Origin of the sequence: Arcticibacter tournemirensis, from assembly GCF_006716645.1 — a bacterium.
Classification (GTDB): Bacteria; Bacteroidota; Bacteroidia; order Sphingobacteriales; family Sphingobacteriaceae; genus Arcticibacter; species Arcticibacter tournemirensis.
This window is the reverse complement of the sequence record NZ_VFPL01000002.1, coordinates 234,110-260,262: the sequence shown is the minus strand read 5'-3', so window position 1 is coordinate 260,262 and position 26,153 is coordinate 234,110. Positions and strand designations below refer to the sequence as shown.

Below are 26,153 nucleotides of genomic sequence, written 5' to 3'. Positions count from 1 at the left end.
CTTCCATTGCTATATTTCAAACGGAGAATTGAAGAAGTTCGGGAATGGCTTCTTTTAATCCTTAACTTCGCAGCACAATATGAAAGTTGTTATTGCGGAGAAACCTTCGGTTGCGCGTGACCTTGCAAAGGTATTTGGAAAGACGACAAAGAAGGATGGATATATTGAAGGTCCAGGCTATTCGTTTACATGGGCTTTTGGCCATTTGGTGCAGCTGGCTCCACCTGAAGTTTACGGATTTAAAGGATGGCGGGTTGAGAACCTTCCGATGTTGCCCGAAAGATTTAAACTGGCGGTAAGGCAACAGAAGACTGCATCAGGTACTTCAGATGATCCGGGAGTAGTGAAGCAACTGAATATCATAAAAAAACTCTTTGATGAGGCGACAGAGATCATTGTCGCCACGGATGCCGGAAGGGAGGGAGAGCTCATCTTCCGCTATATTTATTACCATCTCAAATGTAAGAAGCCATTCAAAAGGCTCTGGATCTCATCGCAGACGGATGAGGCTATAAAGAATGGTTTCAGGAACCTGAAGCCAGGCACTGAATACGATACCTTGTTTTTTTCTGCCCAATGCCGGTCGGAATCCGATTGGATTGTAGGTTTAAATGCAACGCAGGCGCTGAGTATTGCTGCCGGAAACAGGGCGGTATTGTCGTTAGGCCGTGTTCAAACGCCTACTCTGGCAATGATCTGCTTCCGATATCTTGAAAATAAAAACTTTAAGCCGCAGATTTATTTTCAGGTGGCGATCTATCTGAACAAGGATGATGTCGGCTTTCGGGCGCTTTCTATAAAGAATTTTAAGGATGAAGAGACCGCTCTCGAAGTACTTAAGAAGGTAAGAGATGTTGCATCAGGTGATGCTGCCGGCGGACTGATACAAAACGTTGAAGTGAAGCCAAGGAAGGAACAGCCACCGTTGCTGCACGACCTGAGCAGTCTGCAGCAGGAGGCCAATAAGCGGAAGGGTTTTACGGCCGATCAGACGCTCAGTCTTGCACAAACGCTGTACGAATCAAAATTGATTACCTATCCCAGAACCGGAAGCCGTTATATCGGAGAGGATGTGCTGGCGGGTATTCCGCAGCTCATTGAGAATCTGGAACATCACCCGCTTTTCGGCAAGCAAGCTTCGTTTCTGAAAACAGCAAAACTGAATAAGCGGAGTGTCAATGCAGCGAAAGTTACCGACCACCATGCATTGTTGCCTACAGAGAATGTTCCGTCGGGCCTTTCTCCCGATCTTCAGGCCGTTTACGATCTGATTGCAGGTCGAATGCTGGAGGCGTTTCATCAGGAGTGTATAAAGGAACTCACCAAGATCACCATTGAATCGGGTTCTTTATTTGTCGCTAACGGGACCGTCATCCAGTCGCCGGGCTGGCGTTCTGTATTTAATCAGAAGGATGATGAAAAGGAGGATGAGGACAATGCAACGCTTCCTAAAGTAAGTAAGGATGAAAGTCTTCCAATCGAAAAGAAAGAAGTACTGGAGAAGCAAACGAAGCCCAAGGCACTGTATAATGAAGCAAGCTTGCTGAAAGCGATGGAAACTTCGGGAAAAGAAATAGAAGACGAAGAACTGCGGCAGGCAATGAAAAACTCTGGACTTGGCACCCCGGCTACCCGCGCGTCTATCATCGAAACTCTGATCAAACGCGACTATATAAAGCGGGAAAAGAAACTGCTCTTGCCTACAGAGAAGGGCTTGGCCGTTTACGAGCTTGTGAAGGATAAGAAAATTGCCCAGGCAGAATTAACCGGGCTATGGGAGAAACGGCTCGAAGATATCAGGACTGGCGGATCTGTCGCAGAATTTAAAAATGAGATCAGGGAGTATACCCGCACGATTACATCCGAGTTACTGGAAGCAGGCAGAGGCCTCTCCGGCCTTATTGCTGAGCCGGAGCCTGAAGAAGGCGCAGTAATTTGTCCTCACTGTAAAAAGGGCGCTCTTCGTTTTGGGGATAAAGCAGTAAGCTGCAACGGCTATCAGCGTGGATGCAGTTTTGTGATATGGCGAACCATGTCGGGTAAACAATTGACCGATAGCCAGATTATGGAACTCATCGAAAAAGGGCGTACCTCAGTTTTGAAAGGCTTTAAATCAAAAGCCGGCAATAGCTTTGATGCCTCACTTCTTTTGGCGGATGGTAAAGTGCATTTTGTATTTGCACCCAGGACGGAGGAGGCTAAGCAGTAAAGTTTACTGCGTGGTAAGCGCATAAACAGCAAAGGACGCAAGCCAGTGTTCACCCATGTAATCACCGCTGGCCACATGAGGTAATGCCGCCTTTAAGTGAGTGTTTGCAAGGTTAAGAAGGGCCTGCTTGTTTTTTTTGCTGTGCTTGGCAATGCCATACAAGTCCCATGCGCGGCTTAAGTTCAGCCCATCGAGATGTACCAGTTTTCCGTCAGAGCGGTCTTTTACCTGCCCGGGCGCAAGGCTGATCTCCGGTTGAAATAAGGATGGCAGAAACTTAACGACCCAGGTGTGATATTCGGCTGGAGAAAGGATACGCCACATCAGATCGGCTTCTTCGAGGGAGGGACTTAGAAAATCAGAACCGCCTGGTTCCCAGGCAATGGGTGCGTTGCTATCGTCTTTATAAAACCGGAGAGCCGTTTCTTTTATAACTGCTTTAAGGGAGTGGTCTTTTGTGGTTTCCGCATAATCCCACGCCAGCCGCAGTCCAAATGCCAGGTTAGAGTGTTCGCCAACTCTGATAGGATAAACCATCTTCGGAAGATATTCCTGGTACATTAGGGATAATTGTTGGGCCAGTGGATTAAGGTTCATGCTCAGTTGCCTGCCCAAAGGGTCGTCCCAGTTGAGAAGTTCGTTTTGTAGCTGAAGCAGCCAGGCCCATCCATAGGTTCTTTCTAATCCTTTATTCTCCTTTGACTGGAAGATCTTAATTTCCCTGCTGATATTTTCGGTCGAAAGGTTCTGAGCTAATTTTTCTCTTGCTTCGGCGGCCTCGGGCAAGTCAGGAAACAGCTTCAGCAGGCGTACCAGCATCCAGTGTCCATGTACGCTTGAGTGCCAGTCGAAGCATCCATAAAATGCAGGATGATAAGAAGCGGGTTTCCCTAAAAGGGCGCTGTCGGTGAAAGTAATGCCGGTTTTATAAGGGAACTCCTGCTGCATGCATTTTAAAGGAAGTTTCGCAAGGTGAGAAGCACCTGCAGGGGTCAGGATATATTTGCCTTGCCTTATCTGATAATGAGCTTCCTGCGCTTCCGACATATGAGTAAAAATGAATGAGAAGGAAAAGATGGCGACAAATTTGAGAGACAACGAACGCATAATGCTAATATAGGAATAATTAGATTGTGAAGCGATAAGCGTAAGATTCTTCGTCAGGGACTGATATACGGAACTTCTATTACACTAAATTTCAACAATTTTCGTTTCTGCTTAATATATTTACAGAATGAAACGAACAATATTAATTGCAATGGCGGTGTTTCCTGCCATGTTATTTGCACAGAACGGCGCTTTTATGGTTAAAGGCAAAGTAGGGAAATATAATGCTCCGGCGAAGGTGTTTTTACTGTATTCAACTAACCCGGAAACGCAGGTTACCGACTCAGCCATACTGAAGGACGGTTCGTTTTCTTTTAAAGGGTCGGTTTCCGAGCCGGTTACCGGAGTCTTGGTGCTTGATAACAAGGGAGTAGGCTTGCAGAATGTTCGTCCGGAAAGCCAGCCGGATGTGCTTCGCTTTTATATTGAAAAAGGTGATGTAACAGTATCCGGTACCGATTCTTTATCGAAAGCTACGGTGACTGGTAAAACGAATGCAGAGAACAAAAAGCTCAGCGCTCAGTTAAAGCCGGTTGAAAGTAAGATGGCAGCCCTGAACGGCGAGTATAATGCTGCATCGTCTGAGAGCAAGCAGTCAGAACAATTTATGACGGCGTTGCGTGGTCGCTACGAAACCCTGATGCAAGAACAAAATGGTGTGTTGAAGAAATTTATTCAGGATAATCCTTCGAGTTATGTTAGTTTGACCGCTTTGAGAAACGTGGCTGGACAGTCGCAGAATCCTGCGGAAATAGAATCTCTAATTAACAGTCTTTCTCCCGCTCTTAAAAGCAGTGCGTCGCTAAAGCCGCTGATTCAAAATATGGAGGCTTTGAAGAAAACGGCTGTCGGCAGTCAGGCGATGGATTTTACGCAGAACGACCCCGATGGTAAGCCGGTAAAACTGTCGGATTTCAAAGGAAAATATGTTTTACTGGATTTCTGGGCTTCGTGGTGCGGGCCTTGCCGCCAGGAAAACCCGAATGTAGTAACTGCTTTTAACAAGTATAAGGACAAGAACTTTACCATTCTGGGTATTTCTTTAGACCGGCAAAACGGGAAGGATGCATGGTTAAAGGCGATTAAGGATGACGGCCTGACATGGACTCAAGTATCTGACCTGAAGTTTTGGCAAAATGAAGTGGCTGTAATGTATGGTGTTAGGAGCATACCAAAGAACTTTTTAATTGACCCTCAGGGTAAGATCGTTGCCACGGACCTTCGTGGGGAAGACCTGGAACGCAAGCTCGCAGAAGTACTGAATTAAGAGTTGAAAGTTTAGAGTTGAAAGTTCAGAGGTCAAAGTCAAAAGCCGCAAATTTCATTTGCGGCTTTTGACTTTGACTATATGCGATGGCTAACATAAACAGCTACAACAGGTCGAAGCCAATATCTGTTCTGAAATAACGGCCATCATAATAAATACGTCCTGCATCTGCTACGGCTTGCTGTACAGCATCGAACATCGTGTCCTGAACTGAAGTAACCGCCAATACCCTGCCCCCGGCAGTCTTTATCTCACTGCCGTCAGAAACGGTTCCGGCTTGGAAGACATGAGAATCGCGGATATTGTCGAGTCCCGCGATAGGGTTCCCTTTAAGATACTCTCCCGGGTATCCGCTGGCTACAAGCATCACCGTAGCAGCAGTTTTAGGAGATATCTTTAACTCTTTTTCTGCAAGGTTCTCCTGGGCTACTCCTAAAAGAAGATTGAGAAAGTCGCTCTCTATTCTCGGAATAACGCTTTCAGTTTCAGGATCACCCATACGAACGTTATATTCTATAACGAAAGGTTCTCCATTTACGTTCATCAAACCAATGAAGATGAATCCTTTATAATGGATTTGGTCGATTTTTAAGCCGCCTATGGTAGGTTTGATAATGTCATTTTCTACTTTTTGCATGAACGCTTCGTCTGCAAAAGGAACAGGGGATATAGATCCCATTCCGCCCGTATTTAGCCCTGTATCACCTTCACCAATGCGCTTATAATCTTTAGCTTCGGGAAGGATCTTGTACGAATGGCCGTCGGTGAGAACAAATACCGACAGTTCTATTCCGCTCATGAACTCTTCAATTACCACCGTGCTGCTGGCCTCGCCAAACTTGCCCCCAAGCATAGCGATAAGCTCGGCCTGAGCTTCCTCAAGAGTCTGGCAGATTAGCACACCTTTTCCGGCAGCTAGTCCGTCGGCTTTTAAAACTACGGGAAGCTTTTGTGTTTCAAGGTATGCAAGACCCTCGTTAATAGAATGCTCTGTAAAAGAAGCGGATGCAGCTGTAGGAATGAAGTGCCTGCGCATAAAGGCCTTCGAATAGTTTTTGCTTCCTTCAAGCTTTGCTCCTTCCTGATCGGGGCCGATAACCGGGATCGCTTTCAGTTTCTCATCAGCGAGGAAATAATCATGAATCCCTTTTACCAGTGGTTCTTCCGGGCCAACGACAACCATACTGATATCATTATGTAATACGAAATTTCCGATCCCCTGAAAATCAGTAACATTCAGGTTTACATTTGTTCCGTAGGCTCCGGTGCCGGCATTTCCGGGCGCTATAAACAACGCAGTGCAAAGAGGACTTTGGGTTATCTTCCAGGCAAAAGCGCTCTCTCTTCCGCCGGAACCAAGTAAAAGAATATTCATAAGCGCAAAGATAATGTTAAATCGTTGCGATTATAGTCTCCTTTTCTATTATCAACTCCCGAATTCTCTATTTAATTTACTAATTTTGATCGCTTGTATGCCAAATTGTCTTTCGAGGGTGGGTGGCGTAGTTATTGAGCAAAAGGAATTTTATTGAACAAACAATGTTAGGATTTTTAAGTAAATTATTCGGAAGTAAATCTGAGCGAGATATAAAGCTAATTCAGCCGTTGGTTGAGCAAATCAAAGCCGAGTATGCGAAGCTGGCTGCTATAAGCAATGACGAATTAAGGGAGAGAACTGTTACCTTTAAAAACAAGATTAAAGAAGCGCTTGCAGATATAGATGCAGAAGTAAGTTCCTTAAAGACAAAGGCAGAAGATCCTGAATTATCAGTACAGAATAAGACAGATATCTATGATCAAATAGATAAATTAGGTAAGGAGCGTGATAAGGAGCTCGAAAAAGTGCTGATGGAAATTCTGCCGGAAGCATTTGCCGTAGTCAAAGATACAGCGAGGCGCTTTACCGAAAATAAAACTATTGAAGTTACAGCTACCCAGGCTGATCGTGAACTTGCATCGCGCAAACCGAATGTGGTGATTCAGGGGGATAAAGCGATCTACCATAATACATGGACCGCTGCAGGTAATACAGTTACCTGGAATATGGTGCATTATGATGTTCAGCTGATCGGCGGTATCGTATTGCACCAGGGTAAAATTTCCGAAATGGCAACAGGGGAAGGTAAAACACTCGTTGGAACCTTACCTGCATATCTTAATGCTTTAGCCGGACAGGGTGTACATATCGTGACGGTAAATGATTACCTTGCACGACGTGACTCGGAGTGGAATGGCCCTCTTTTTGAGTTTCATGGGTTAACAGTCGATTGTATCGACAGGCATCAGCCGAACTCTGAGGCGCGCAGGAATGCTTATCTTGCCGACATTACCTTCGGTACCAATAACGAATTTGGCTTTGACTACCTTCGTGATAATATGACCCTTGCACCTGAGAATCAGGTACAGCGGAAGTTGCATTTCGCGATGGTGGATGAGGTTGACTCTGTACTTATTGATGATGCCCGTACTCCTCTGATTATTTCAGGACCCATTCCAAAAGGCGACGAGCATGAGTTCTACGAACTGAAACCGCGGATTGAACGACTGGTAAATGTTCAGAGAAACTATGTTACCAATGTGCTGAATGAGGCTAAAAAACTTATTAAAGAAGGTAAAACAGGGCCTACTGAAGGCGGGCTCGCTTTACTCCGCGCACACCGGGGGTTACCGAAGAATAAAGCTCTCATCAAATTTCTTAGTGAGCCGGGAATGAAGCAGCTCCTTATGAAGAGTGAGAACTATCATATGCAGGATCAGAACAAGGAAATGCCTAAGGCGGATGCTGAGCTGTTCTTTGTTATTGATGAAAAGAATAACCAGGTAGAGCTTACCGAAAAAGGAATTGAGCTGATCACTGCTTCAGGGGAGGATCCGGGTTTCTTTGTAATGCCCGATGTTGGTACTGAGATCGCTGAAATTGAGAAATCAGCTCTTTCAACAGAGGAGAAAATTGCACGTAAGGACGAATTGATGCGCGATTTTTCGGTGAAGTCTGAGCGGATCCACTCTGTAAACCAGTTATTAAAGGCTTATACTCTTTTTGAAAGAGATATCGAGTATATTATTGACGAGGGAAAGGTGAAGATTGTGGACGAGCAGACAGGTCGTATTATGGATGGCCGCCGCTACTCCGACGGACTGCACCAGGCCATTGAAGCGAAGGAAAATGTAAAGGTAGAAGATGCTACCCAAACATATGCTACGATTACACTTCAGAATTATTTCAGAATGTATCATAAGCTTGCAGGGATGACCGGTACCGCGGTAACGGAAGCTGGCGAGTTATGGCAGATATATAAGCTGGATGTTGTAGAGATCCCAACGAATGTCCCTACTTCGCGTAAGGACATGGAGGATAAAGTTTATCGCACCATGCGTGAAAAATACAATGCCGTAGTGGAGGAAATCACGGCATTGACCCAAGCAGGACGACCGGTACTGGTAGGTACCACGTCTGTTGAAATTTCTGAGCTGCTAAGTCGTATGCTTAAACTGCGTGGGGTTAAGCACAATGTGCTGAATGCCAAATTGCACCAGAAGGAAGCAGATATTGTTGCCGAAGCCGGTTTGGCTGGTACAGTTACGATAGCCACGAACATGGCAGGTCGTGGTACCGACATAAAGCTTGGCCCTAACGTTAAGGAAGCAGGTGGTTTAGCAATCGTAGGCACTGAACGACATGAGTCCCGCCGTGTTGACCGTCAGTTACGTGGTCGTGCCGGACGTCAGGGTGATCCAGGTTCGTCACAGTTCTTTGTGTCCCTGGAAGATAACCTGATGCGTTTATTTGGTTCTGAGCGGATCGCCAATATCATGCTTCGGATGGGAATTGAAGAAGGCGAAGTTATCCAGCACTCTATGATCACCCGTTCTATTGAGCGTGCTCAAAGGAAAGTAGAGGAAAACAACTTTGGTATACGTAAGCGTTTGCTGGAGTACGACGACGTGATGAACTCGCAAAGGACTGTGGTATACGCTAAACGCAGAAATGCGTTGTATGGCGAGCGCCTGGAAGTCGATCTCAACAATTCTTTCTATGATACCGCCGAGGATATTGTAACTGAATATAAAGAGACAGGAAACTTTGAAGGCTTTCAGTTGGAAGTGATACGGGTGTTTTCGGTAGATTCAGAGATAGACGAAAAGACGTTCGCCGATAACTCTATCGCGAAACTAACCGATCTCGTTTTCGATAAGGTTACTGAATATTATCAGCGTAAAAATGAAGCAATATCGCAGCAGGCGCTTCCTGTATTGAAACAGGTATTCAGTGAAAGAGGGGAGTTTATCGAAAATATTATTGTTCCGTTTACTGATGGTGTGAGATCTATACAGGTGGCTGCTAATCTTAAGAAAGCAGTAGAAAGCAACGGCCGTGAAGTATCCAGGGCGTTTGAAAAGACAGTTGTTCTTGCGCTGATTGATGATGCATGGAAAGAACATCTGCGTGAGATGGACGAATTAAAGCAGTCGGTGCAAAACGCGGTTTACGAACAGAAAGATCCCCTGGTGATCTATAAAATGGAAGCCTTCAACCTGTTTAAGCAGATGTTGGTTTCTGTTAATAAAGATATCGTAAGCTTCCTGTTTAAGGGAGGTATTCCGGTACAGCAATCTGAAGAAGTACGCGAAGCGAGGCCTCAGCCTAAACAGGATATGTCAAAACTAAAGGTATCAAAACCACAACTTGCTACAGTTGCAGGTGAAGGCGGGGCAGTGCCAATGGAGGATACGCGTGAACTTCAGAAACAGATGCCTGTCAGGCATGAACAGAAGATAGGAAGAAACGACCCTTGTCCGTGCGGAAGTGGAAAAAAATATAAAAACTGTCACGGTGCGGGTATAGAATAAAAGCATGTTAAAAGATAAGATCCGGGAATTATCCGGAAAGATACACGGCGATGTTATAAACCATCGCCGTTTTCTGCATTCAAACCCTGAATTGTCATTTCAGGAGTATCAGACTTCAGCCTTTGTGAAGGCCTATCTCGATGAGCTTGGAATTTCATGGCAGTCAATGGCTGATACGGGCATTGTCGCTTTGATCAGGGGCAGTAAACCTTCGGAAGAGGTAATTGCTCTCCGTGCTGATATGGATGCTTTGCCGATCACAGAAAGCAATGATGTTCCCTATAAATCGATCAACCCCGGTGTCATGCATGCTTGCGGGCATGATGTACATACATCGTCGCTTCTTGGTACGGCACGGATCCTTCAGACTGTAAGGGATGAGTTTGGCGGCACTGTAAAACTGATCTTTCAGCCAGCTGAAGAGAAGCTTCCCGGAGGTGCTAGTATAATGATAAAAGAAGGGGTACTTGAGAATCCCAAACCTCATGCAGTCATCGGTCAACATGTAATGCCCTTGATTGATGCCGGGAAGATCGGCATCCGTCCGGGAAAATATATGGCTTCCACAGATGAATTATACCTTACAGTTAAAGGTAAAGGCGGGCATGGAGCGCAGCCGCAACAGAATATTGATCCGGTTTTGATATCGGCTCATATCATCGTGGCCCTGCAGCAGGTGGTTAGCCGCATTGCCGATCCAAAGCTCCCTACGGTATTGTCTTTCGGAAAGGTGATTGCCAATGGCGCTACTAATGTTATTCCCGACGAGGTGAAACTTGAAGGTACCTTTAGGACGCTGGATGAAGCCTGGCGTGCTGAAGCTCATAAGCGGATGAAAAAGATCGCTGAAGGCATAGCTGAAAGTATGGGCGGTAGCTGCGATTTTCATATAATGAATGGTTATCCCTTTTTGGTGAATGAGGAAAAGCTGACAGCCATGGTCCGTGGGTTTGCTGAAGATTACCTTGGTAAAGAGAATGTATTGGATCTGGATATCTGGATGGCGGCTGAAGACTTTGCTTATTATTCGCAGGCGGCTGATTCCTGCTTTTACCGGCTGGGAATACGCAACGAAGCTAAAGGGATCACTTCTTCTGTTCATACTTCTACCTTCGATATTGACGAGGATGCTCTTGCAATTAGTACTGGATTAATGGCTTATATTGCCTTGAAGCGATTGGGAAACTAGGCGGGATGTGAATTGTTAGTTCAAAGTTGAAGGTTCAATGTTTAATGTTCAAGGGTGAAGGCTAAATGTACAGAGCGGGAATTGCGTGGGCTACAGTTGCCTGATACAGAATGCCGGGAGCTCGCAAAATTGGAATAGAAAGATGAGGACGTTAGGCTTTGACATATAATTTTAGATAACATGTACATTTACCGTAAGCTTATGCCTTTAAGATTGCTGACTCTGGTTTTGTTTTTTTTGACGATTGCTGTTATTGGCATGGCCCAGGAGGTTAAACGGTTTAATCCGGATACTGTACTTACCGTGAGGCTTGATTCTGCAGTTAATATAAAGGCCGAGCGAATTAACGTACAGACATTTATAAACAAAATTGTTAGTGATACCAGTTTTTACGAAGCTTTCCGACAGATGAAGCGATATAGCTTTACTGCTGAAAATCGTGTATTCACCTATGATAAGAAAAACAGGATAGAAGGAAGGATCTATCGTAAGATATTTCACAACAATAATGGCCCTTATAAAATGCAATTCCTGGTGAAGCAGGATAGTGGTAAGCTGCTTAAAAAGAACGGTAAGTACCAGCTTTATACTGTGGAGATGTTCGACTACATCTTTATGAATGCTTATAATTCTGATTTTGTTGCTTCAGGTGGTGCTACCACAAAAGCAAAGGGAGGAAGTAATGAATCTTATAAGGACAAGCTTAAAACCTTACTTTTTAGTCCCGGACGACCGATAAAAGGTGTTCCTTTTATTGGAAACAAAACGCAGATCTTTAGCGCCAACATGCGGCAGTACTATGACTATTCATTTTATAGCGGAACATATCTTGATTCTATACCCGTTTATACCTTCAGGGTTAAAGTAAAGCCGGACCTTTCAGGCTGGACGAAGGACGGACTCATGATCAAAGAGTTAAATACGATATTTGATAAGCGTACTTTACAGATTATGGGACGATCTGTAGAGATGCAGTATGATAATCTTGCCTTTGATTTCGACGTTAAAATGAATATCGAAATGGGTTATTTTGATGATGGAGAAACTCTTTTGCCCACGAAAATCAGTTACCAGGGCAACTGGGACATTCCTTTCAAGAAAGAGGAACGGGCCAGTTTCCTGATTCTTCATAAAAGCTATAAAAAAGAGAAGTAGCTCGGGAGACTGTTTATTCGGCCGGCTCCCCATGATAGTTCATAATTATGTCTTAAAGGTTGTGCATACTGCTAATGTCTCTTATTTTTGATTCTTTGTTATGATCGCTAAAGAAACCGTTGATAAGATACTTGAAGCCGCGCGAATAGAAGAGGTAGTTGGCGATTTTGTAGACCTTAAAAAAAGGGGGACAAGTCTGATAGGCCTTTGTCCGTTTCATGATGAGAAAACACCGTCCTTCCACGTGTCTGTTGGTAAGGGCATTTATAAATGTTTTGGCTGTGGTAAGGGTGGGGATTCTCTTCGCTTTATCATGGACCATGAGAAGTACTCCTATCCTGAGGCTCTTAAGTTTCTGGCGAATAAATACCGGATAGAAATTGAAGAAATTGAGCAGTCGCCCGAACAACAGGAATCTGACAACCGTCGCGAAAATCTCTATGTCATCTCTTCAAGAGCTGCTAAGTTCTTCAGGGAGACGATGTGGGAAACCGAAGAAGGGAAGACTATCGGGCTCGGTTACTTCCGTGAAAGGGGCTTCAGAGATGATATTCTTAAAAAGTTTGAACTGGGCTATTCTCCGGGCTCGTGGGACGCACTTATTGAAAAAACGCTAGCCGAAGGTTTTAAGGAAAGTGTCCTGGAAGATACCGGGCTTGCGATTCGAAATGATAAAGGGAAGCTTTATGATCGCTTCCGGGCGAGGGTGATGTTTCCGATACATAATTTCACGGGGCGGATCATTGGATTTGGCGGGCGTACGCTTAAAACGGATAAAAGTGTTCCTAAATATGTGAACTCACCAGAAAGTGAGATCTATCATAAGTCGAACGTCCTTTACGGTCTTTTCTTTGCGAAGAAGGCCATCAGGGATCTGGATAACTGTTACCTTGTAGAAGGCTATGCCGACGTTCTATCCGTACATCAGGCCGGGATAGAGAATGTTGTGGCTTCGTCGGGTACGTCTCTGACGACAGAACAGGTGAGGCTTATTGGCCGGTTTACAAAGAACATTACCATTCTTTATGATGGCGACGCAGCGGGAATCAAAGCTTCATTAAGAGGGCTTGATATGATTCTGGAAGAAGGCCTGAACGTGAAGGTCGTACTATTTCCCGATGGGCATGATCCGGATTCTTATGTTCATAAGATTGGAAGCTCTGCCTTTAAGACATATATTGAGAAGAATCAGAAAGACTTTATTCTGTTTAAGACTTCTATCCTTTTGAAGGAAGCTGGTTCCGACCCAATAAAGAAAGCGGGAGTGATCCATGATGTGGTTGAAAGTATCGCAAAGATCCCCGACGGAATTAAGGCTTCGGTATTTATCAGGGAGTGCAGCTCGCTGCTGCAGATGGAGGAACGGATCCTGATCGCAGAGCTGAACAAGCTAAGGCTTGGCAAGAGCAAGAAGGATCCGCGACATGATGCACCTGAACCTCTTCCTCCACCGGATGAGATGTATCCTGAGATAGCGGGAACCAAAGATTCGGATGAGGTACAGGAAAAAGAGATAGTACGCTTACTTCTTAATTATGGCCATGAGCTGGTGCATTGGGATGGCATCACCGACACGTATATTGCTCCTTATGTTATTTCGAACCTTGCCGACGTTACATTTGATGATCCTGCATGCAAAGCCGTCATTGATGAATATAGCAGGAGGATGGAATTGGGTGAGCTTCCTACCATTCAGGATTTTATAAAAAGTGCCGACGAAAAAATTACTGAGCTTGCGATCTCAGTTGTATCCTCACCGTACGTTCTAAGTGAGAACTGGTTCGCTAAACGGAAAATTTACGTCAAGAATGAGACTGAGAATATGCGGGCCACAATACTGGGAGGTATCTTCCATTTGAAAAAAAGGAAGGTCGACAGGATACTCCGTTCTATCAGGGATGAGATTCAGCAGGAAACAAATGAAGATAACCAGGCCATCCTGATGCAGCGTTATATGCGTGTGAAGGAAGTTGAGAAGGGGATTTCCAGTTTTTTAGGATCGGTAATTGTTAAATAATGGCTCTTCACAATCAAACCGGACGTAAAGGAGAGGAGATAGCCACCCGGTTTTTGATGGATAAAGGTTATAAAATACTGCATACAAACTGGTTTTACGGCAAGGCTGAGGTGGATATTATCGCAGCGTACGATCGGTACATTGTTTTTGCTGAAGTCAAGACGCGGAGTTCGACTGATTTTGGACAACCAGAAGAATTTGTTTCTGTGTCAAAGCAAAAGCGTTTACAATGGGCTGCCGAGGGATACATTTATCAGCATAGCTATAATGGGGAGATTCGTTTTGACATCATATCCGTTTTGTTTGATTCGAAAGGGGCATTTACTCTAAGACATATAGAGGATGCTTTCTGGGGCTAAACAATGGAAGGTGGACAATTGACAAGGGACAGTTGGGTTTAAGTTAAAGAGTTGAAATAATAGAAGGCCAGAGAGGGATTTTTTTACTTTGTTCGGCAATTTTTGTTATTTAGTATAGGTTCTTGAGTCTCACTGTATGAGACTGCTAAATTTGTTTAAATGAAAAGAGTAATCATTGTATTATTTATATCTGTTCTGATCGTCGCTGCGTGCAAGACTCAAAAAAGCAGTTCGGTGTATTTCCTGTCGCCTGAAGAGGGACGTTCGGTGCCAAGGGGGCAAAATGTGACCTTAAAGATAGATGCAGAAAGTGGTTCTTTTGATTCAATCGCCTACCTTCTTGATACTGTTTTTATAACATCGCGAAAAGACACATCGTCGGTAAGCGTTCAAACATCCGACCTGTCGCTGGGAATTAAGGTTTTAACGGCGAAGGTTTACGAGGGTGCCGAGTATAAAGAAGTAACTACGAATATTGTCCTGCTCCCAACTGAGGTTCCCGTACAATACAAATATGAGGTTGTTAATACCTTTCCTCATGATACTTCTGCCTTTACTCAGGGGCTTGAATATCATGACGGTATTTTTTATGAGAGCGATGGAATTCAGGGGGAATCGAGCCTTCGTAAAGTGGATCCGACGAGCGGAAAAGTTCTGAAAAAGATTGATATGCCCGAAACAATTTTTGCTGAGGGACTGACAATTGTTGGAGATAAACTGATTCAGTTGACCTGGCAAAACCAGATCGGAATTGTTTATAATAAAGATACATTTGAGAAGCTAAGGGAGTTTCCTTACCAGGCGAGTCAACAAGGCTGGGGCCTATGCTATGATGGCAAGAACATTTACAAGTCAGATGGAACGAACAGGATCTATACTCTCAATAAAGATACTTATCTGGAGGAGGGGTATATTGAGGTATACAGCAATAAAGGAGCCATAGATTCTCTGAATGAGCTCGAATATATTAATGGTCGTATATATGCCAATGTTTGGGAGAGAAACACCATTGTCATTATTAATCCATCAACGGGAGTGGTAGAAGGGGAGCTGGATTTGTCTGATCTTTACCCGTTAGAGTCGCGCAACCCTACCGCCGATGTTTTAAATGGTATAGCCTGGGATGCTGTAGGGAAGCGATTATTTGTTACCGGCAAAAGGTGGGATAAAGTATTTGAGTTACGGGTCGCAGGCCCTAAGTTGTAGGAAATATCACAGTGATAATGCCCCATAACTCAGAGTCTATAACCCGTAACTCAAAAAACTAGCGCCATGCTTTATATTGGTTGATCAATCCGTTCGTGGATGAATCATGTGTCTTTACAGCATCCTTACCCTGCAGTTCAGGAAGGATCTTGCTCGCCAGTTGCTTACCTAATTCAACTCCCCACTGGTCAAAACTGAAGACATTCCAGATAATTCCCTGAACAAAGATTTTATGCTCATACATGGCAATAAGAGATCCGAGTGTTTCGGGACTTACCTTTTTAACCAGAATCGAGTTTGTTGGCCTGTTGCCCTCAAAAACTTTAAAGGGAGCAAGTGCAGCAACTTCTTCTTCCGATTTTCCCGAGGCTTTTAACTCTGCTACTACTTCCTCTTCTGTTTTGCCGTTCATTAATGCTTCTGTCTGGGCAAAAAAGTTTGATAAAAGTAGTGTGTGATGAGTACCTACAGGGTTATGTGACTGAGCCGGCGCAATGAAATCAGCTGGTATCAGTTTAGTCCCCTGATGGATGAGCTGATAGAAAGCATGCTGACCGTTGGTGCCTGGTTCTCCCCAAATGATCGGACCAGTTTCATAGTTCACTCTCTGTCCGTTACGATCAATGTATTTTCCATTACTTTCCATATCACCTTGCTGAAAGTATGCTGCAAAACGATGCATATACTGGTCGTAAGGAAGAATAGCCTGGCTTTCAGCCTCGAAGAAATTATTGTACCATACACCCAGCAAAGCAAGGATGACCGGTATATTTTGTTCAAATTCTGTTTCACGGAAGTGCCTGTCCATTGCATGCGCTCCTGAAAGCAGTGCTTTAAAGTTGTCAAATCCGATGCCTAAAGCGATGGAAGTACCAATAGCGCTCCATAAAGAATAACGTCCGCCTACCCAGTCCCAAAACCCGAACATGTTTTTGGTATCGATTCCGAAAGCGGCAACAGCCTTCTCATTGGTTGAGAGAGCAGCAAAATGTTTTGCTACGTCGCTGTCGGATGCTCCTTCCTGCAGGAACCAGTTTCGTGCTGTATGTGCATTCGCCATGGTTTCCTGAGTTGTGAACGTCTTAGATGCAATGAGGAACAAGGTAGATTCGGCCTTTACCTTTTTTAATGTTTCAGCAATATGGGTGCCGTCAACGTTTGATACGAAGTGAAGGTTGAGGTGATTTTTGTACGCCTTTAATGCTTCTGTTACCATTACCGGACCCAGGTCTGAGCCGCCTATTCCTATGTTGACAATATCAGTGATCGTTTTTCCTGTATACCCTTTCCATTCGCCGGAAATTACAGAATTACTGAATTGTTCCATTTTCCGGAGAACCTCATTTACTTCCGGCATTACATCAACGCCGTCGACCTTCACCGGTTCGTTCCACTGATTCCTTAATGCCGTATGAAGTACTGCGCGTCCCTCGGTTTCGTTAATAACTTCACCGGTAAACATCGCTTCAATGGCTTCTTTTAGCCCGCATTCTTTGGCAAGCTGAATAAGAAGGGCTATGGTTGTTTCATCAATCCTGTTCTTGGAGTAATCGAGCAGAATTTCGTTAAATTTAAGGGAGAACTTTTCATATCTGTGCGGGTCTTCTTTAAATAGATCGCGCAGGTGTTTCTCGCTGATCTCAATAAAGTGGTCAGTAAGATATTGGTAGGACTTTGTTTCGGTAAAGTTTACTTTAGGAAGCATAGCTGTTTAATTTTCAGCGAAGATATAACTCCTTTTTGGGCGGGGGAAATTTTATTGGGAAAATTGCATTGATGAGAAGATGCGACGCCTGATTTTCATCGCTCGTCAATAAAAGCGTTGCCGCAGAAAGAGGAATAGCCGCTTTATTATTACCTTTGCAATTATGACCAAAGAACAATTAACAGACTTGAGGGATAGATCTGCTACCCTGAGGAGGCATCTTTGACATCGACCGGAAGCTTGATGAATTGCACCAGGAAGAAGAACTAACGCTGACTCCTGATTTCTGGGACCGGCCAAAGGAGGCCGAGAAGGTATTACATTCTATTAAATCAAAGAAGGTCTGGACCGAGGGGATTGTAGCTGTGGAGGCTGCGGTAGACGATGTTGCGGTAATGTTCGACTTCTTTCAGGCGGGGGAGGCATCTGAAGCGGAATTGAAGGAGCAATATCAAACTGCTCTGAAGAAGCTCGAGGAGCTGGAGTTTAAAAATATGCTAAGTTCCGAAGAGGACCAGCTAAATGCTGTCCTTCAGATCACAGCAGGAGCAGGAGGAACTGAAAGTTGCGACTGGGCGAGTATGCTTATGAGGATGTATATCATGTGGGCTGAAAAGAATGGTTATAAGGTTGCCGAGCAGGATTTTCAGGAAGGTGAAGTCGCCGGAGTGAAATCTGTGACGCTCCAGATCGAAGGAGATTTTGCCTACGGATATTTGAAAGGGGAAAATGGTGTGCACCGGCTGGTGAGAATTTCTCCTTTCGACGCTAACGCTAAGCGTCATACCTCCTTTGCATCTGTATATGTATATCCTCTGGTTGATGATACCATAGAGATAGAGGTAAACCCCGCAGATATCGAATTCGAGACGTTCCGTTCAGGCGGAGCCGGAGGACAAAATGTGAATAAGGTTGAGACTGCGGTGCGTTTATATCACAAACCCTCTGGAATAATTATTAAGAACCAGGAATCGCGGTCGCAGCTGCAAAATAAGGAAAATGCCATACGCCTGCTTAAATCACAGTTGTACGAGGCGGAACTCCGGAAACGTATGGAAACATCAGCTGCAATTGAGGGGTCGAAGAAGAAAATCGAATGGGGCTCTCAGATCAGAAACTATGTACTTCATCCTTACAAGTTAGTAAAGGATTTACGGACAAACTACGAAACATCTAATGCACAGGCGGTACTCGACGGCGATCTGAACGATTTCCTGAAAGCGTACCTGATGGAGTTTTAACAATACAATGCTAATCGCCGGCACTGGGAGTTTCCAGTGCTTCGAGCAATTCGCCGACCTCTCTGACTTTTTCTTCGTAACCAAGCTTTAAATAAGACGAGGTGAGGTTACGAAGGATCCTTTTGATGATGTCGGCATTGGTGCAGGGCTCATAAAATTGTTTTTCGGGACTCAGATTAAGCTGCTTAAGGAAAGAATCAACATCTCTTTTCCCAAAAATAAAGCCTTTGTTGAATGCGTTAATGTAAAAAAGAACTTTTTCATCAGTATCTTCTTTGCTTTCGTCCACATAAGCAAGTATGAAATGCTGGGGCAGGTTTACGCCATAAACGGGTATATCTAGTCTTTGCGCTATGACCGAATAGATCAGAGCGAGCGAAATTTGATTCCCTCTTTTTGTTTCGAGCACCTGGCTGATATAGGAATTCTGAGGATCCTGGTGATTGGTCGTATTGCCAGAGAATCCGTAAATGTTATAAAATACGTGATTTATCAGCTTTACCTTTTCGATAGCACTCATGTCGTACAAGATTTGCAGCCAAACTTCACGCTTAATATCTTCAATCTGGTTGATTATCTTCTGAGGGTCTATGTCGGGGTACTGGTACTTATTAATAATAATAGCACCCTGCAGGAGATCAAAAGCGCCTCCATTATACCAGAGGGACAGTTCTCGTTTAACCTCGGAGAACTGAATCCTGTGAATCAGATTCTCAAGACGCTCCTGTAAAATAGTATCCATAGACTGCTCCCATGCAAATTCAAGCTGTTCAATGACCTCATTCCCATAGGAAAGAAGGCGGTCTTCTACATGCCGGGCTATCTCTGCGTCCGGATCGTCAAGTAATTTTATCAGTGAGCCTATTTCTTTTTCGTTCATATGTAGTCAACGCATGAGTGAGCGCAGTCGTTTCGGAGTCGTTAAAATAACATTCTTTCCTGATAATTCGTTTGTGTTATTTATCTATTCAACAAAATGTTTCGTTTTTTTTCGCTGTGCCGACGAAATTTATAGGTTCTTCAAAAGCATAAAGCAAAAAACTCTAAGTTTGCGTCAGTATGTTTAACTTACAATTAGTCAAATCATTTATAAAGCACCGGCTAAAAGCCAAAACGCGGCATGGCGTTCATTCACCTTTTGTTTATCATTTGATAGACAAGATCATTTATGACTTCAGGCCCCGCGCCGAATATAATGATATAGAACAATTGCGGCGGCGGCTCCTTTCAGACCAGCGGACGATCAGTATTACAGATCTTGGTGCGGGGTCTCTTGTAAACAACAATAAGCAGAAGCAGGTAAAGCAGCTGGCAAAAAATGCATTGAAATCGCCCTCGCTTGCGCAGCTTATTTACAGGTTAACTAACGAACAAAAACCAAGGAATATTATCGAACTTGGGACATGTTTGGGGTTAACTACCTCCTATCTGTCCAAAGCAGCGCCCGATGCAGAGGTGATCAGCATTGAGGGTTGTCCGGAAACTGCAGCGCTGGCAAAGGAGAACTTAAACAGCCTGAATATAAAGAACGTTAGTATATTGACCGGGAATTTCGATGATATATTGCCCGAAGTTATCGATCGCAGCCCTTTCATCGATGTGCTCTTTGTTGACGGCAATCACCGCAAGGAAGCCACCCTTGACTATTTCATTCATAGCCTTCCTAAAACACATGAAGGTACCTTAATGATCTTCGATGATATCTATTGGAGTAAAGGTATGGAAGAGGCATGGCAGGAGATTAAAGACCATCCGCAGGTAACTGTAACGATCGATCTGTTCTGGATTGGGCTCGTGTTTTTCAGAAAAGAACAGGTCAAGGAGCATTTCAAGGTAAAGTTTTAACATTAAAATGCTTCTGCGAGGGCAAAATAAAAGCCCTTTTGACGTTCTTCTCCAGGTCGTTTCTCACCTGCTGCGTAATCCATGCGTAAAGTGATGCCCCGTGCCGGGTCCATGAAGTAGCGGACTCCGGCTCCATAATTTGGCTTGAACTTTCTGAAGGCGAATTCCCCGTTTTTAAATACCGAGCCTGTGCCCGCAAATGCGGCAACGCCAAAGCGGTTCATAAACCGATAACGCAGTTCCCCATGTGCAGTTACCAGATTCTGATCACGATAACGTCCGGTATAATATCCTCTCATCACCTGATCGTTACCCAGTTGGGGTAAAAGGTAAAAAGGCAGCTTTGATCCCTGAATAGTTTGATAGGTAGTGTTAATTCCTAAAACGAATTTAGGAGCAATTGTCCTGAAGCTCCTAAAATCCGCATGTATCATGCTTCCTTTAAAAGCGTCATCTGTAATTGCGGGGGCATACGAATAGTTCAATTTTAAAAATGAGCCTTTAGTCGTATAGGTATTAGTATTACGGCTGTCGAATATAGCAGACACCCCTATATAAGCTAGCTTTCCCCCTTCTTTATCCTGAAAGGCTTCTGTTTGGTAAATGCCTCCCTGCTCTTTATCTGTGAATGTGTAATTTTCAAAGCCTGCATTAATCCCTGCATATATCTTCCTGGTGATAAGCTTTTCTACATCAGCACTTAGGATAAATATTTTTTGAGACAGCCTGTCCTTATCAATCTCATTGGTTTCATCGCCGGTTCCATAAAAGTCAAAAGGGAAGTTCTTGTATCTCAGTACACCTGAATAGTGATAACGGTTTCCTGGCGACCATATGTCGGGCTTTATAACGAAATTAGACTGTTTCTTGGTGGTAAAAGTGACAATAGCGTTGATTGCTGAACTGCGTGTGGTAGTATCGGCTTTATCAGTGAAGAAAGAAGTGACAGATATAGCGCCAAATTCCAGCCCGGTTTCCTGAGCATAGGCAGCAGCCGGAAGTATAATGAAACTTGTATTGCGGGTAGTGTCGCTTTTTTCGGATAAGAATTTTTCTATTAGTCTTTTCTGAGCTTGAACGCTATTCGCTGCTATCAGGAAAGCGAAACTCAAAAGGGCCAGATGTTTTTTCATTGCCGCTAATATAAAAAGATGAATTAGTTTCCCGAGTGACATTGTTGATTAGCTATTGTATTTTATCCTTTTTTGATTTAAGCAAATGAATGTTAGGTTTGTATTATTGAAATATCAGCGTATTAATGGCCATTGAACGAATGGATAAAAGAATTGTTCGGATTAAGGATATAGCGGAGAAGGCAGACGTATCGGCGGGCACTGTAGACAGAGTGTTGCACAACAGGGGAAGAGTAGCGGAAGATGTAAAAGAGCGCATACTTACTATCATTAAAGAAATGAAGTATGAGCCTAATTATAGCGCAAGAGCTCTTGGTTCTAATAAAGCCTATACCATAGGTGCATTGATTCCTGACTATACCTATGATCCTTACTGGTTTGATCCAAAAAATGGAATCGACAAGGCAGAGAAAGATCTTAAACAATATGGAATAACAGTAAATCAGTATCAGTTTATTCCAGATAATCGTGAATCATTTATAGAAAAGGCCGAAGAAGTAACCGAACTTAGGCCAGACGGAATAGTTCTCGCCCCTATTTTCTATAAGGAAACGCTGCCATTTCTGGAGAAGTGGAAAAAGCTGAAGATTCCTTTCGTCACTTTTAATACTCAGATTGAAGATGTTAAATCCCTGAGTTATATAGGCCAGGATTCATATCAAAGTGGATTTTTGGCTGCAAAACTTTTTCATTACGGCCATCCTGAGAGTTGTTCGGTACTTCTCGCCCATATTGATGAAGATATCAGCAATTCGGCACATCTTCTGAAAAAGGAGCAGGGTTTCAGGAGTTATTTTGAGCAGAACAACCTGATCGATCAATATACTATCAGAAGAGTGGAACTTCAGAGGCGGGATTACCTCGCATTTATGAAGCAGTTGGATAACATTGTAGAGGATAACCCCGATCTGAAGTGTATTTATGTTACTACCTCTAAAGGGTATGAGATTGCAGCTTACCTTGAACAAAGAAATATAGAAGGTATAAAGGTGATTGGTTACGATCTGGTGCCTAAAAATATCTATTATATAAATCAGGGAATTATCAGCTTTGTTATAAATCAACACCCACGCGGCCAGGGATATCGAAGCGTTCATCAGCTTTCAGACCACCTTGTATTCAAAAAGAAAGTTCCTCCCATAAAATATTTGCCCTTAGATATTATTACTAAAGAGAATCTGAGCTATTATTTAAACGAGGTTTAAGAAATTTCAGCCGGGTTTCCCCATAACTCGCAACCCACCTGCAACTCGCAACCACCTGCAACTCACAACCCGCCTGCAACTCACAACTCTCCTCGTATCTAACATATCTTGTCTCTCATTTCGCCGGATATTGCCTGGGAAGTCGGGCATCTGCTCGCTTTTGAATCATCAGTGTGGGCGTTAACATTTTATTAAATCTAGTGTGTGTGCGCAAACATTACTTGTTTTTGTGAAAAACAATTTTTAAGTTTGAATAATAATAGGAAACGTGTGTGTGTTGGTGTATATGAAACGAATTAACCTGGGAATTTTAAAATAAAAATATGTCAAGATTAAATCTATTAGAGGAGACTCGTTACGAGAAACTGCCTGTAAGTGTGTATCCTGATCCGATGAAAGCTTCACTTGCAGTAGCACAAAGAATTGCTGATTTAATAAAAAGCAAACAAGCTAAAGGTGAAACTACGGTTCTGGGGCTTGCCACGGGTGCTACGCCTGTGAGGGTATATGCAGAGTTGGTGAGGATGCATAAAGAAGAAGGGCTCAGTTTTAAGAATGTAGTGACTTTCAATCTCGACGAGTATTACCCAATGCAACCTGATGCCGTTCAGAGTTATGTTACATTCATGAAAGAAAACCTGTTCAATCATATCGATATTGATCCGGCTAATGTGAATATTCCTGATGGTACTTTGGATAAAGATGAAATTCAGGCATATTGTCTCGATTATGAACGGCGTATAAGTGCCTACGGCGGTCTCGACCTTCAAATATTAGGAATAGGGAGGACAGGACATATTGGATTTAATGAGCCCGGGTCGGCGCCAAACTCGGGAACCCGTTTGGTAACGCTGGACGACCTGACCAGAAGGGATGCTTCGTTCGACTTTGGAGGCAAGGAAAATGTTCCGACAAAGGCAATTACCATGGGGATTGGTACCATCTTTAAGGCCCGCGAAATAATCCTCATGGCCTGGAATCAGAAGAAGGCCGAGATTATTAAGAAAGCTGTTGAAGGAGAAATCTCGTCTGATGTGCCGGCGACATATTTGCAACTGTCGGCGAACGTAGAGTTTGTGCTCGACGCCGATGCAGCATCAGAACTCACAAGGTTCGATACTCCATGGCTTGTAAAAGATTGTCACTGGGATGAAAAGCTTATTAAAAAGGCGGTAATATGGCTTTCGAAAACACTGAACAAGCCGATTCTGAAACTGACGGAAGAAGACTATAACAATCATGGGATGGCCCAGCTTGCCACAGAGCGCGGACCTGTATACAATATTAACATTCATATTTTCAATAAGGTACAGCATACCATTACCGGCTGGCCGGGGGGGAAACCAGATGCTGACGACAGCCAAAGGCCTGAAAGGGCAGAGCCTGCAAAGAAGAGAAGTATCATTTTCTCGCCGCATCCCGACGATGATGTGATCTCAATGGGCGGTACCTTCATCCGGTTAGCAGACCAGGGGCATGAGGTTCATGTGGCTTATCAAACATCTGGAAACACGGCAGTGTGGGACGATGATGTGCTTCGCTTCACTGAATTTGCAATAGACTTTGGCAAAATGCAGGGCCAGGACTCAAAGGGGCTTGAAAAGCTGTATGAGAACATGCGCAGTTTTATGGAAGTAAAAAAACCCAATCAGCCCGATACAGAAGAGATAAGAAATATTAAGGGCTTGATAAGAAAGGGCGAAGCTATAGCAGGTGCGCGTTTTGCCGGACTTCCGGATGAGCACATTCATCTGCTTGATCTTCCTTTTTACGACAGAATGAAAACTCAGAAACATGTCAGCTATGAGGACGATGTTAAGATCGTAATGCAACTGCTTCAGCAAGTGAAACCTCATCAGGTATTTGCTGCCGGCGACTTTGCTGATCCGCACGGTACTCACAAAGTTTGTTTTGATATTATACTGGAAGCATTAACACGGCTTAAGGCTGCGGAAGAATGGACGAAAGACTGCTGGCTATGGCTATACCGCGGAGCATGGCATGAATTTGATATCCACGAAATTGAAATGGCTGTACCATTGTCGCCACAGGAAGTAGAAAGAAAAAGGCTTGCTATCTTCAAGCACCAGTCGCAAAAAGATCTTCCGGTATTCCCCGGAGACGATGCAAGAGAGTTCTGGGTGAGAGCGGAAGACAGGAATCGTGAGACTGCCCGTGCTTACGACCAGCTTGGACTGGCTGAATATGCGGCAATGGAAGCTTTTATAAGATGGAGATTTTAACCTCCATCTTATAAAAAAAGCACTTCGATGGCGGGACGGCAATGTGAGTAAGAAGGATTACTCAATGTGAACTAACTCTAGAATTTTAAAAGTAGATGGAAAAATCTGCCGTATTGCCTGATAATATACCGGTAAAAAGATCCGGTTTAAGCCCTATCGTGATCATCGGGGCGCTGTTCTTCATTTTTGGGTTCATTACCTGGGTTAACGGGACGCTAATCCCTTACCTTAAGATTGCCTGCGAGCTAACCTCGGATACAGAATCATACCTGGTTGCAACATCATTCTTTATCGCCTACACGGTTATGGCTCTTCCTTCTTCATGGTTGTTGAAGAGAACGGGCTATAAAAAAGGAATGGCAATAGGCCTGTTTACAATGGCCGTGGGAGCGATGGTTTTTATCCCTGCTGCTGAGGCGCGGAGCTTTAATATGTTTCTTGCCGGACTGTTTATTATCGGTACCGGACTGGCCTTACTTCAAACAGCCTCGAATCCATATGCCGCGATTTTAGGCCCTCACGAGAGTGCTGCCAGGCGAATCAGTATCATGGGTATTTGTAACAAGGTTGCAGGAATATTTGCCGGATTGATTTTCGGATATATAGCTTTAAAAGATGCTGATTCCTTTGAACACAATCTTCTCTCCATGTCGGCGGATGCAAAAGAAGCTGCACTGGATGAGCTCGCGTCGCGTGTTGTAGTCCCCTATATCATCATTTCTGTGATGCTGGTAATACTGGCGATAGTAGTATTGAGATCCTCCCTTCCGGACATAAATGATGATGATCGGGGAGAGCAGGAAAGTGCTGATCCTCTGCACAGGAAAACCAGTGTGTTTCAGTTCAGGCATTTGCTTTTAGGGGTCTTAACGCTCTTTCTGTACGTAGGAGTAGAAGTCATGGCGGGCGACACTATAATAAGTTATGGAAAAGCCATAGGCATTCCTTTGTCGACTGCACGTTTTTTCACTCAGGCAACCCTGGGCTTTATGCTTCTAGGCTATATTATCGGAATTGCTGCTATCCCCAAGTTTATCTCTCAGGAAAAGGCTCTGCAAATATGTGCCATTTCGGGAGTAATATTTACGGTAATGGCTGTATTGAACACAGGATATGTGTCTATACTGTTCATAGCACTTTTAGGCTTATCAAATTCGCTTATGTGGCCGGCGATATTTCCCCTGGCTATCAAGGGTCTTGGAAGATTTACAAAAACTGCCTCCGCCCTGCTTATTATGGCGATTGCAGGAGGGGCCATATTACCTTTGTTATATGGCGGTATATCAGAGAGATTAGCTCTCTCTTTTGATAAAGCAACTGCTTCTACGCAGGCATACTGGATTATGGTACCCTGCTATCTCTTTATATGGTACTTCGCCGTTAAGGGACATAAAATAAAATCCGATAAACATTCCTATTAA

18 protein-coding genes are annotated in these 26,153 nt (G+C 43.9%); 13 read left to right on the top strand and 5 right to left on the bottom strand.

Annotation, left to right across the window (positions count from 1 at the left end; genetic code table 11):
• Nucleotides 1-79 precede the first annotated feature (79 nt).
• Nucleotides 80-2,209: a type IA DNA topoisomerase gene (locus BDE36_RS22615; RefSeq protein WP_141816797.1), complete on the top strand. Its 2,130-nt coding sequence runs from the start codon at nt 80-82 to the stop codon at nt 2,207-2,209.
• A 3-nt stretch (nt 2,210-2,212) separates the two neighbouring features.
• Here the strand turns inward: BDE36_RS22615 and BDE36_RS22610 are convergent, their stop codons facing one another.
• Complete coding sequence (locus BDE36_RS22610) at nt 2,213-3,316, bottom strand: DUF2891 domain-containing protein (protein ID WP_244939642.1); 1,104 nt, start codon at nt 3,314-3,316, stop codon at nt 2,213-2,215.
• A 127-nt stretch (nt 3,317-3,443) separates the two neighbouring features.
• Between BDE36_RS22610 and BDE36_RS22605 the strand changes: the two genes are divergently transcribed.
• Nucleotides 3,444-4,583, top strand: a complete 1,140-nt coding sequence (locus tag BDE36_RS22605; protein WP_141816796.1) for a TlpA disulfide reductase family protein — start codon at nt 3,444-3,446, stop codon at nt 4,581-4,583.
• A 103-nt stretch (nt 4,584-4,686) separates the two neighbouring features.
• Here BDE36_RS22605 and purD read toward each other — a convergent pair whose 3' ends face one another.
• On the bottom strand, nt 4,687-5,958 hold the full coding sequence (gene purD, locus BDE36_RS22600) for a phosphoribosylamine--glycine ligase (RefSeq protein WP_141816795.1): 1,272 nt from the start codon (nt 5,956-5,958) through the stop codon (nt 4,687-4,689).
• Between the two features lie 164 nt (nt 5,959-6,122).
• On the opposite strand from purD, the gene secA reads away from it, so the two are divergent.
• The 6 genes from secA (at nt 6,123) to BDE36_RS22570 (ending at nt 15,360) form a co-directional block, all read left to right on the top strand.
• Nucleotides 6,123-9,434, top strand: coding sequence for a preprotein translocase subunit SecA (gene secA, locus BDE36_RS22595; protein ID WP_141816794.1), 3,312 nt, complete (start codon nt 6,123-6,125; stop codon nt 9,432-9,434).
• 4 nt (nt 9,435-9,438) lie between these two features.
• The gene (locus BDE36_RS22590; protein WP_141816793.1) at nt 9,439-10,623 is read left to right on the top strand and encodes a M20 metallopeptidase family protein; all 1,185 of its coding nucleotides are present in this window, start codon (nt 9,439-9,441) and stop codon (nt 10,621-10,623) included.
• A 201-nt stretch (nt 10,624-10,824) separates the two neighbouring features.
• Entirely contained in the window at nt 10,825-11,778 is a 954-nt protein-coding gene (locus tag BDE36_RS22585; RefSeq protein WP_244939641.1) for a hypothetical protein, read from the top strand.
• A gap of 100 nt (nt 11,779-11,878) precedes the next feature.
• Entirely contained in the window at nt 11,879-13,795 is a 1,917-nt protein-coding gene (gene dnaG, locus BDE36_RS22580) for a DNA primase (RefSeq protein WP_141816792.1), read from the top strand.
• Nucleotides 13,795-14,154, top strand: a complete 360-nt coding sequence (locus BDE36_RS22575; protein WP_141816791.1) for a YraN family protein — start codon at nt 13,795-13,797, stop codon at nt 14,152-14,154. The genes dnaG and BDE36_RS22575 overlap by 1 nt, the downstream gene beginning before the upstream one ends.
• Nucleotides 14,155-14,313: 159 nt before the next feature.
• Nucleotides 14,314-15,360: a glutaminyl-peptide cyclotransferase gene (locus tag BDE36_RS22570; RefSeq protein ID WP_141816790.1), complete on the top strand. Its 1,047-nt coding sequence runs from the start codon at nt 14,314-14,316 to the stop codon at nt 15,358-15,360.
• Nucleotides 15,361-15,418: 58 nt separating this feature from the next.
• Here the strand turns inward: BDE36_RS22570 and pgi are convergent, their stop codons facing one another.
• A complete protein-coding gene (gene pgi, locus BDE36_RS22565; protein ID WP_141816789.1) occupies nt 15,419-17,065 on the bottom strand; it encodes a glucose-6-phosphate isomerase in 1,647 nt (548 codons plus the stop codon).
• A 163-nt stretch (nt 17,066-17,228) separates the two neighbouring features.
• On the opposite strand from pgi, the gene prfB reads away from it, so the two are divergent.
• A protein-coding gene (prfB, locus tag BDE36_RS22560) for a peptide chain release factor 2 (RefSeq protein ID WP_202618096.1) occupies nt 17,229-18,306 on the top strand; the annotation gives its coding sequence in 2 pieces (ribosomal slippage) (nt 17,229-17,288 and nt 17,290-18,306; 1,077 coding nt in all).
• A gap of 10 nt (nt 18,307-18,316) precedes the next feature.
• Here the strand turns inward: prfB and BDE36_RS22555 are convergent.
• A complete protein-coding gene (locus tag BDE36_RS22555; protein WP_128770989.1) occupies nt 18,317-19,186 on the bottom strand; it encodes a transglutaminase-like domain-containing protein in 870 nt (289 codons plus the stop codon).
• A 179-nt stretch (nt 19,187-19,365) separates the two neighbouring features.
• On the opposite strand from BDE36_RS22555, the gene BDE36_RS22550 reads away from it, so the two are divergent.
• On the top strand, nt 19,366-20,151 hold the full coding sequence (locus tag BDE36_RS22550) for an O-methyltransferase (RefSeq protein WP_141816787.1): 786 nt from the start codon (nt 19,366-19,368) through the stop codon (nt 20,149-20,151).
• A 2-nt stretch (nt 20,152-20,153) separates the two neighbouring features.
• Here the strand turns inward: BDE36_RS22550 and BDE36_RS22545 are convergent, their stop codons facing one another.
• Complete coding sequence (locus BDE36_RS22545) at nt 20,154-21,284, bottom strand: BamA/TamA family outer membrane protein (RefSeq protein ID WP_141816786.1); 1,131 nt, start codon at nt 21,282-21,284, stop codon at nt 20,154-20,156.
• Between the two features lie 140 nt (nt 21,285-21,424).
• Between BDE36_RS22545 and BDE36_RS22540 the strand changes: the two genes are divergently transcribed.
• The 3 genes from BDE36_RS22540 to BDE36_RS22530 all read left to right on the top strand — a co-directional run bounded on the left by BDE36_RS22540 (nt 21,425) and on the right by BDE36_RS22530 (nt 26,153).
• Nucleotides 21,425-22,489: a LacI family DNA-binding transcriptional regulator gene (locus BDE36_RS22540; RefSeq protein WP_141816785.1), complete on the top strand. Its 1,065-nt coding sequence runs from the start codon at nt 21,425-21,427 to the stop codon at nt 22,487-22,489.
• A 323-nt stretch (nt 22,490-22,812) separates the two neighbouring features.
• On the top strand, nt 22,813-24,732 hold the full coding sequence (gene nagB / locus BDE36_RS22535; RefSeq protein WP_141816784.1) for a glucosamine-6-phosphate deaminase: 1,920 nt from the start codon (nt 22,813-22,815) through the stop codon (nt 24,730-24,732).
• A gap of 95 nt (nt 24,733-24,827) precedes the next feature.
• Nucleotides 24,828-26,153, top strand: coding sequence for a sugar MFS transporter (locus tag BDE36_RS22530; RefSeq protein ID WP_141816783.1), 1,326 nt, complete (start codon nt 24,828-24,830; stop codon nt 26,151-26,153).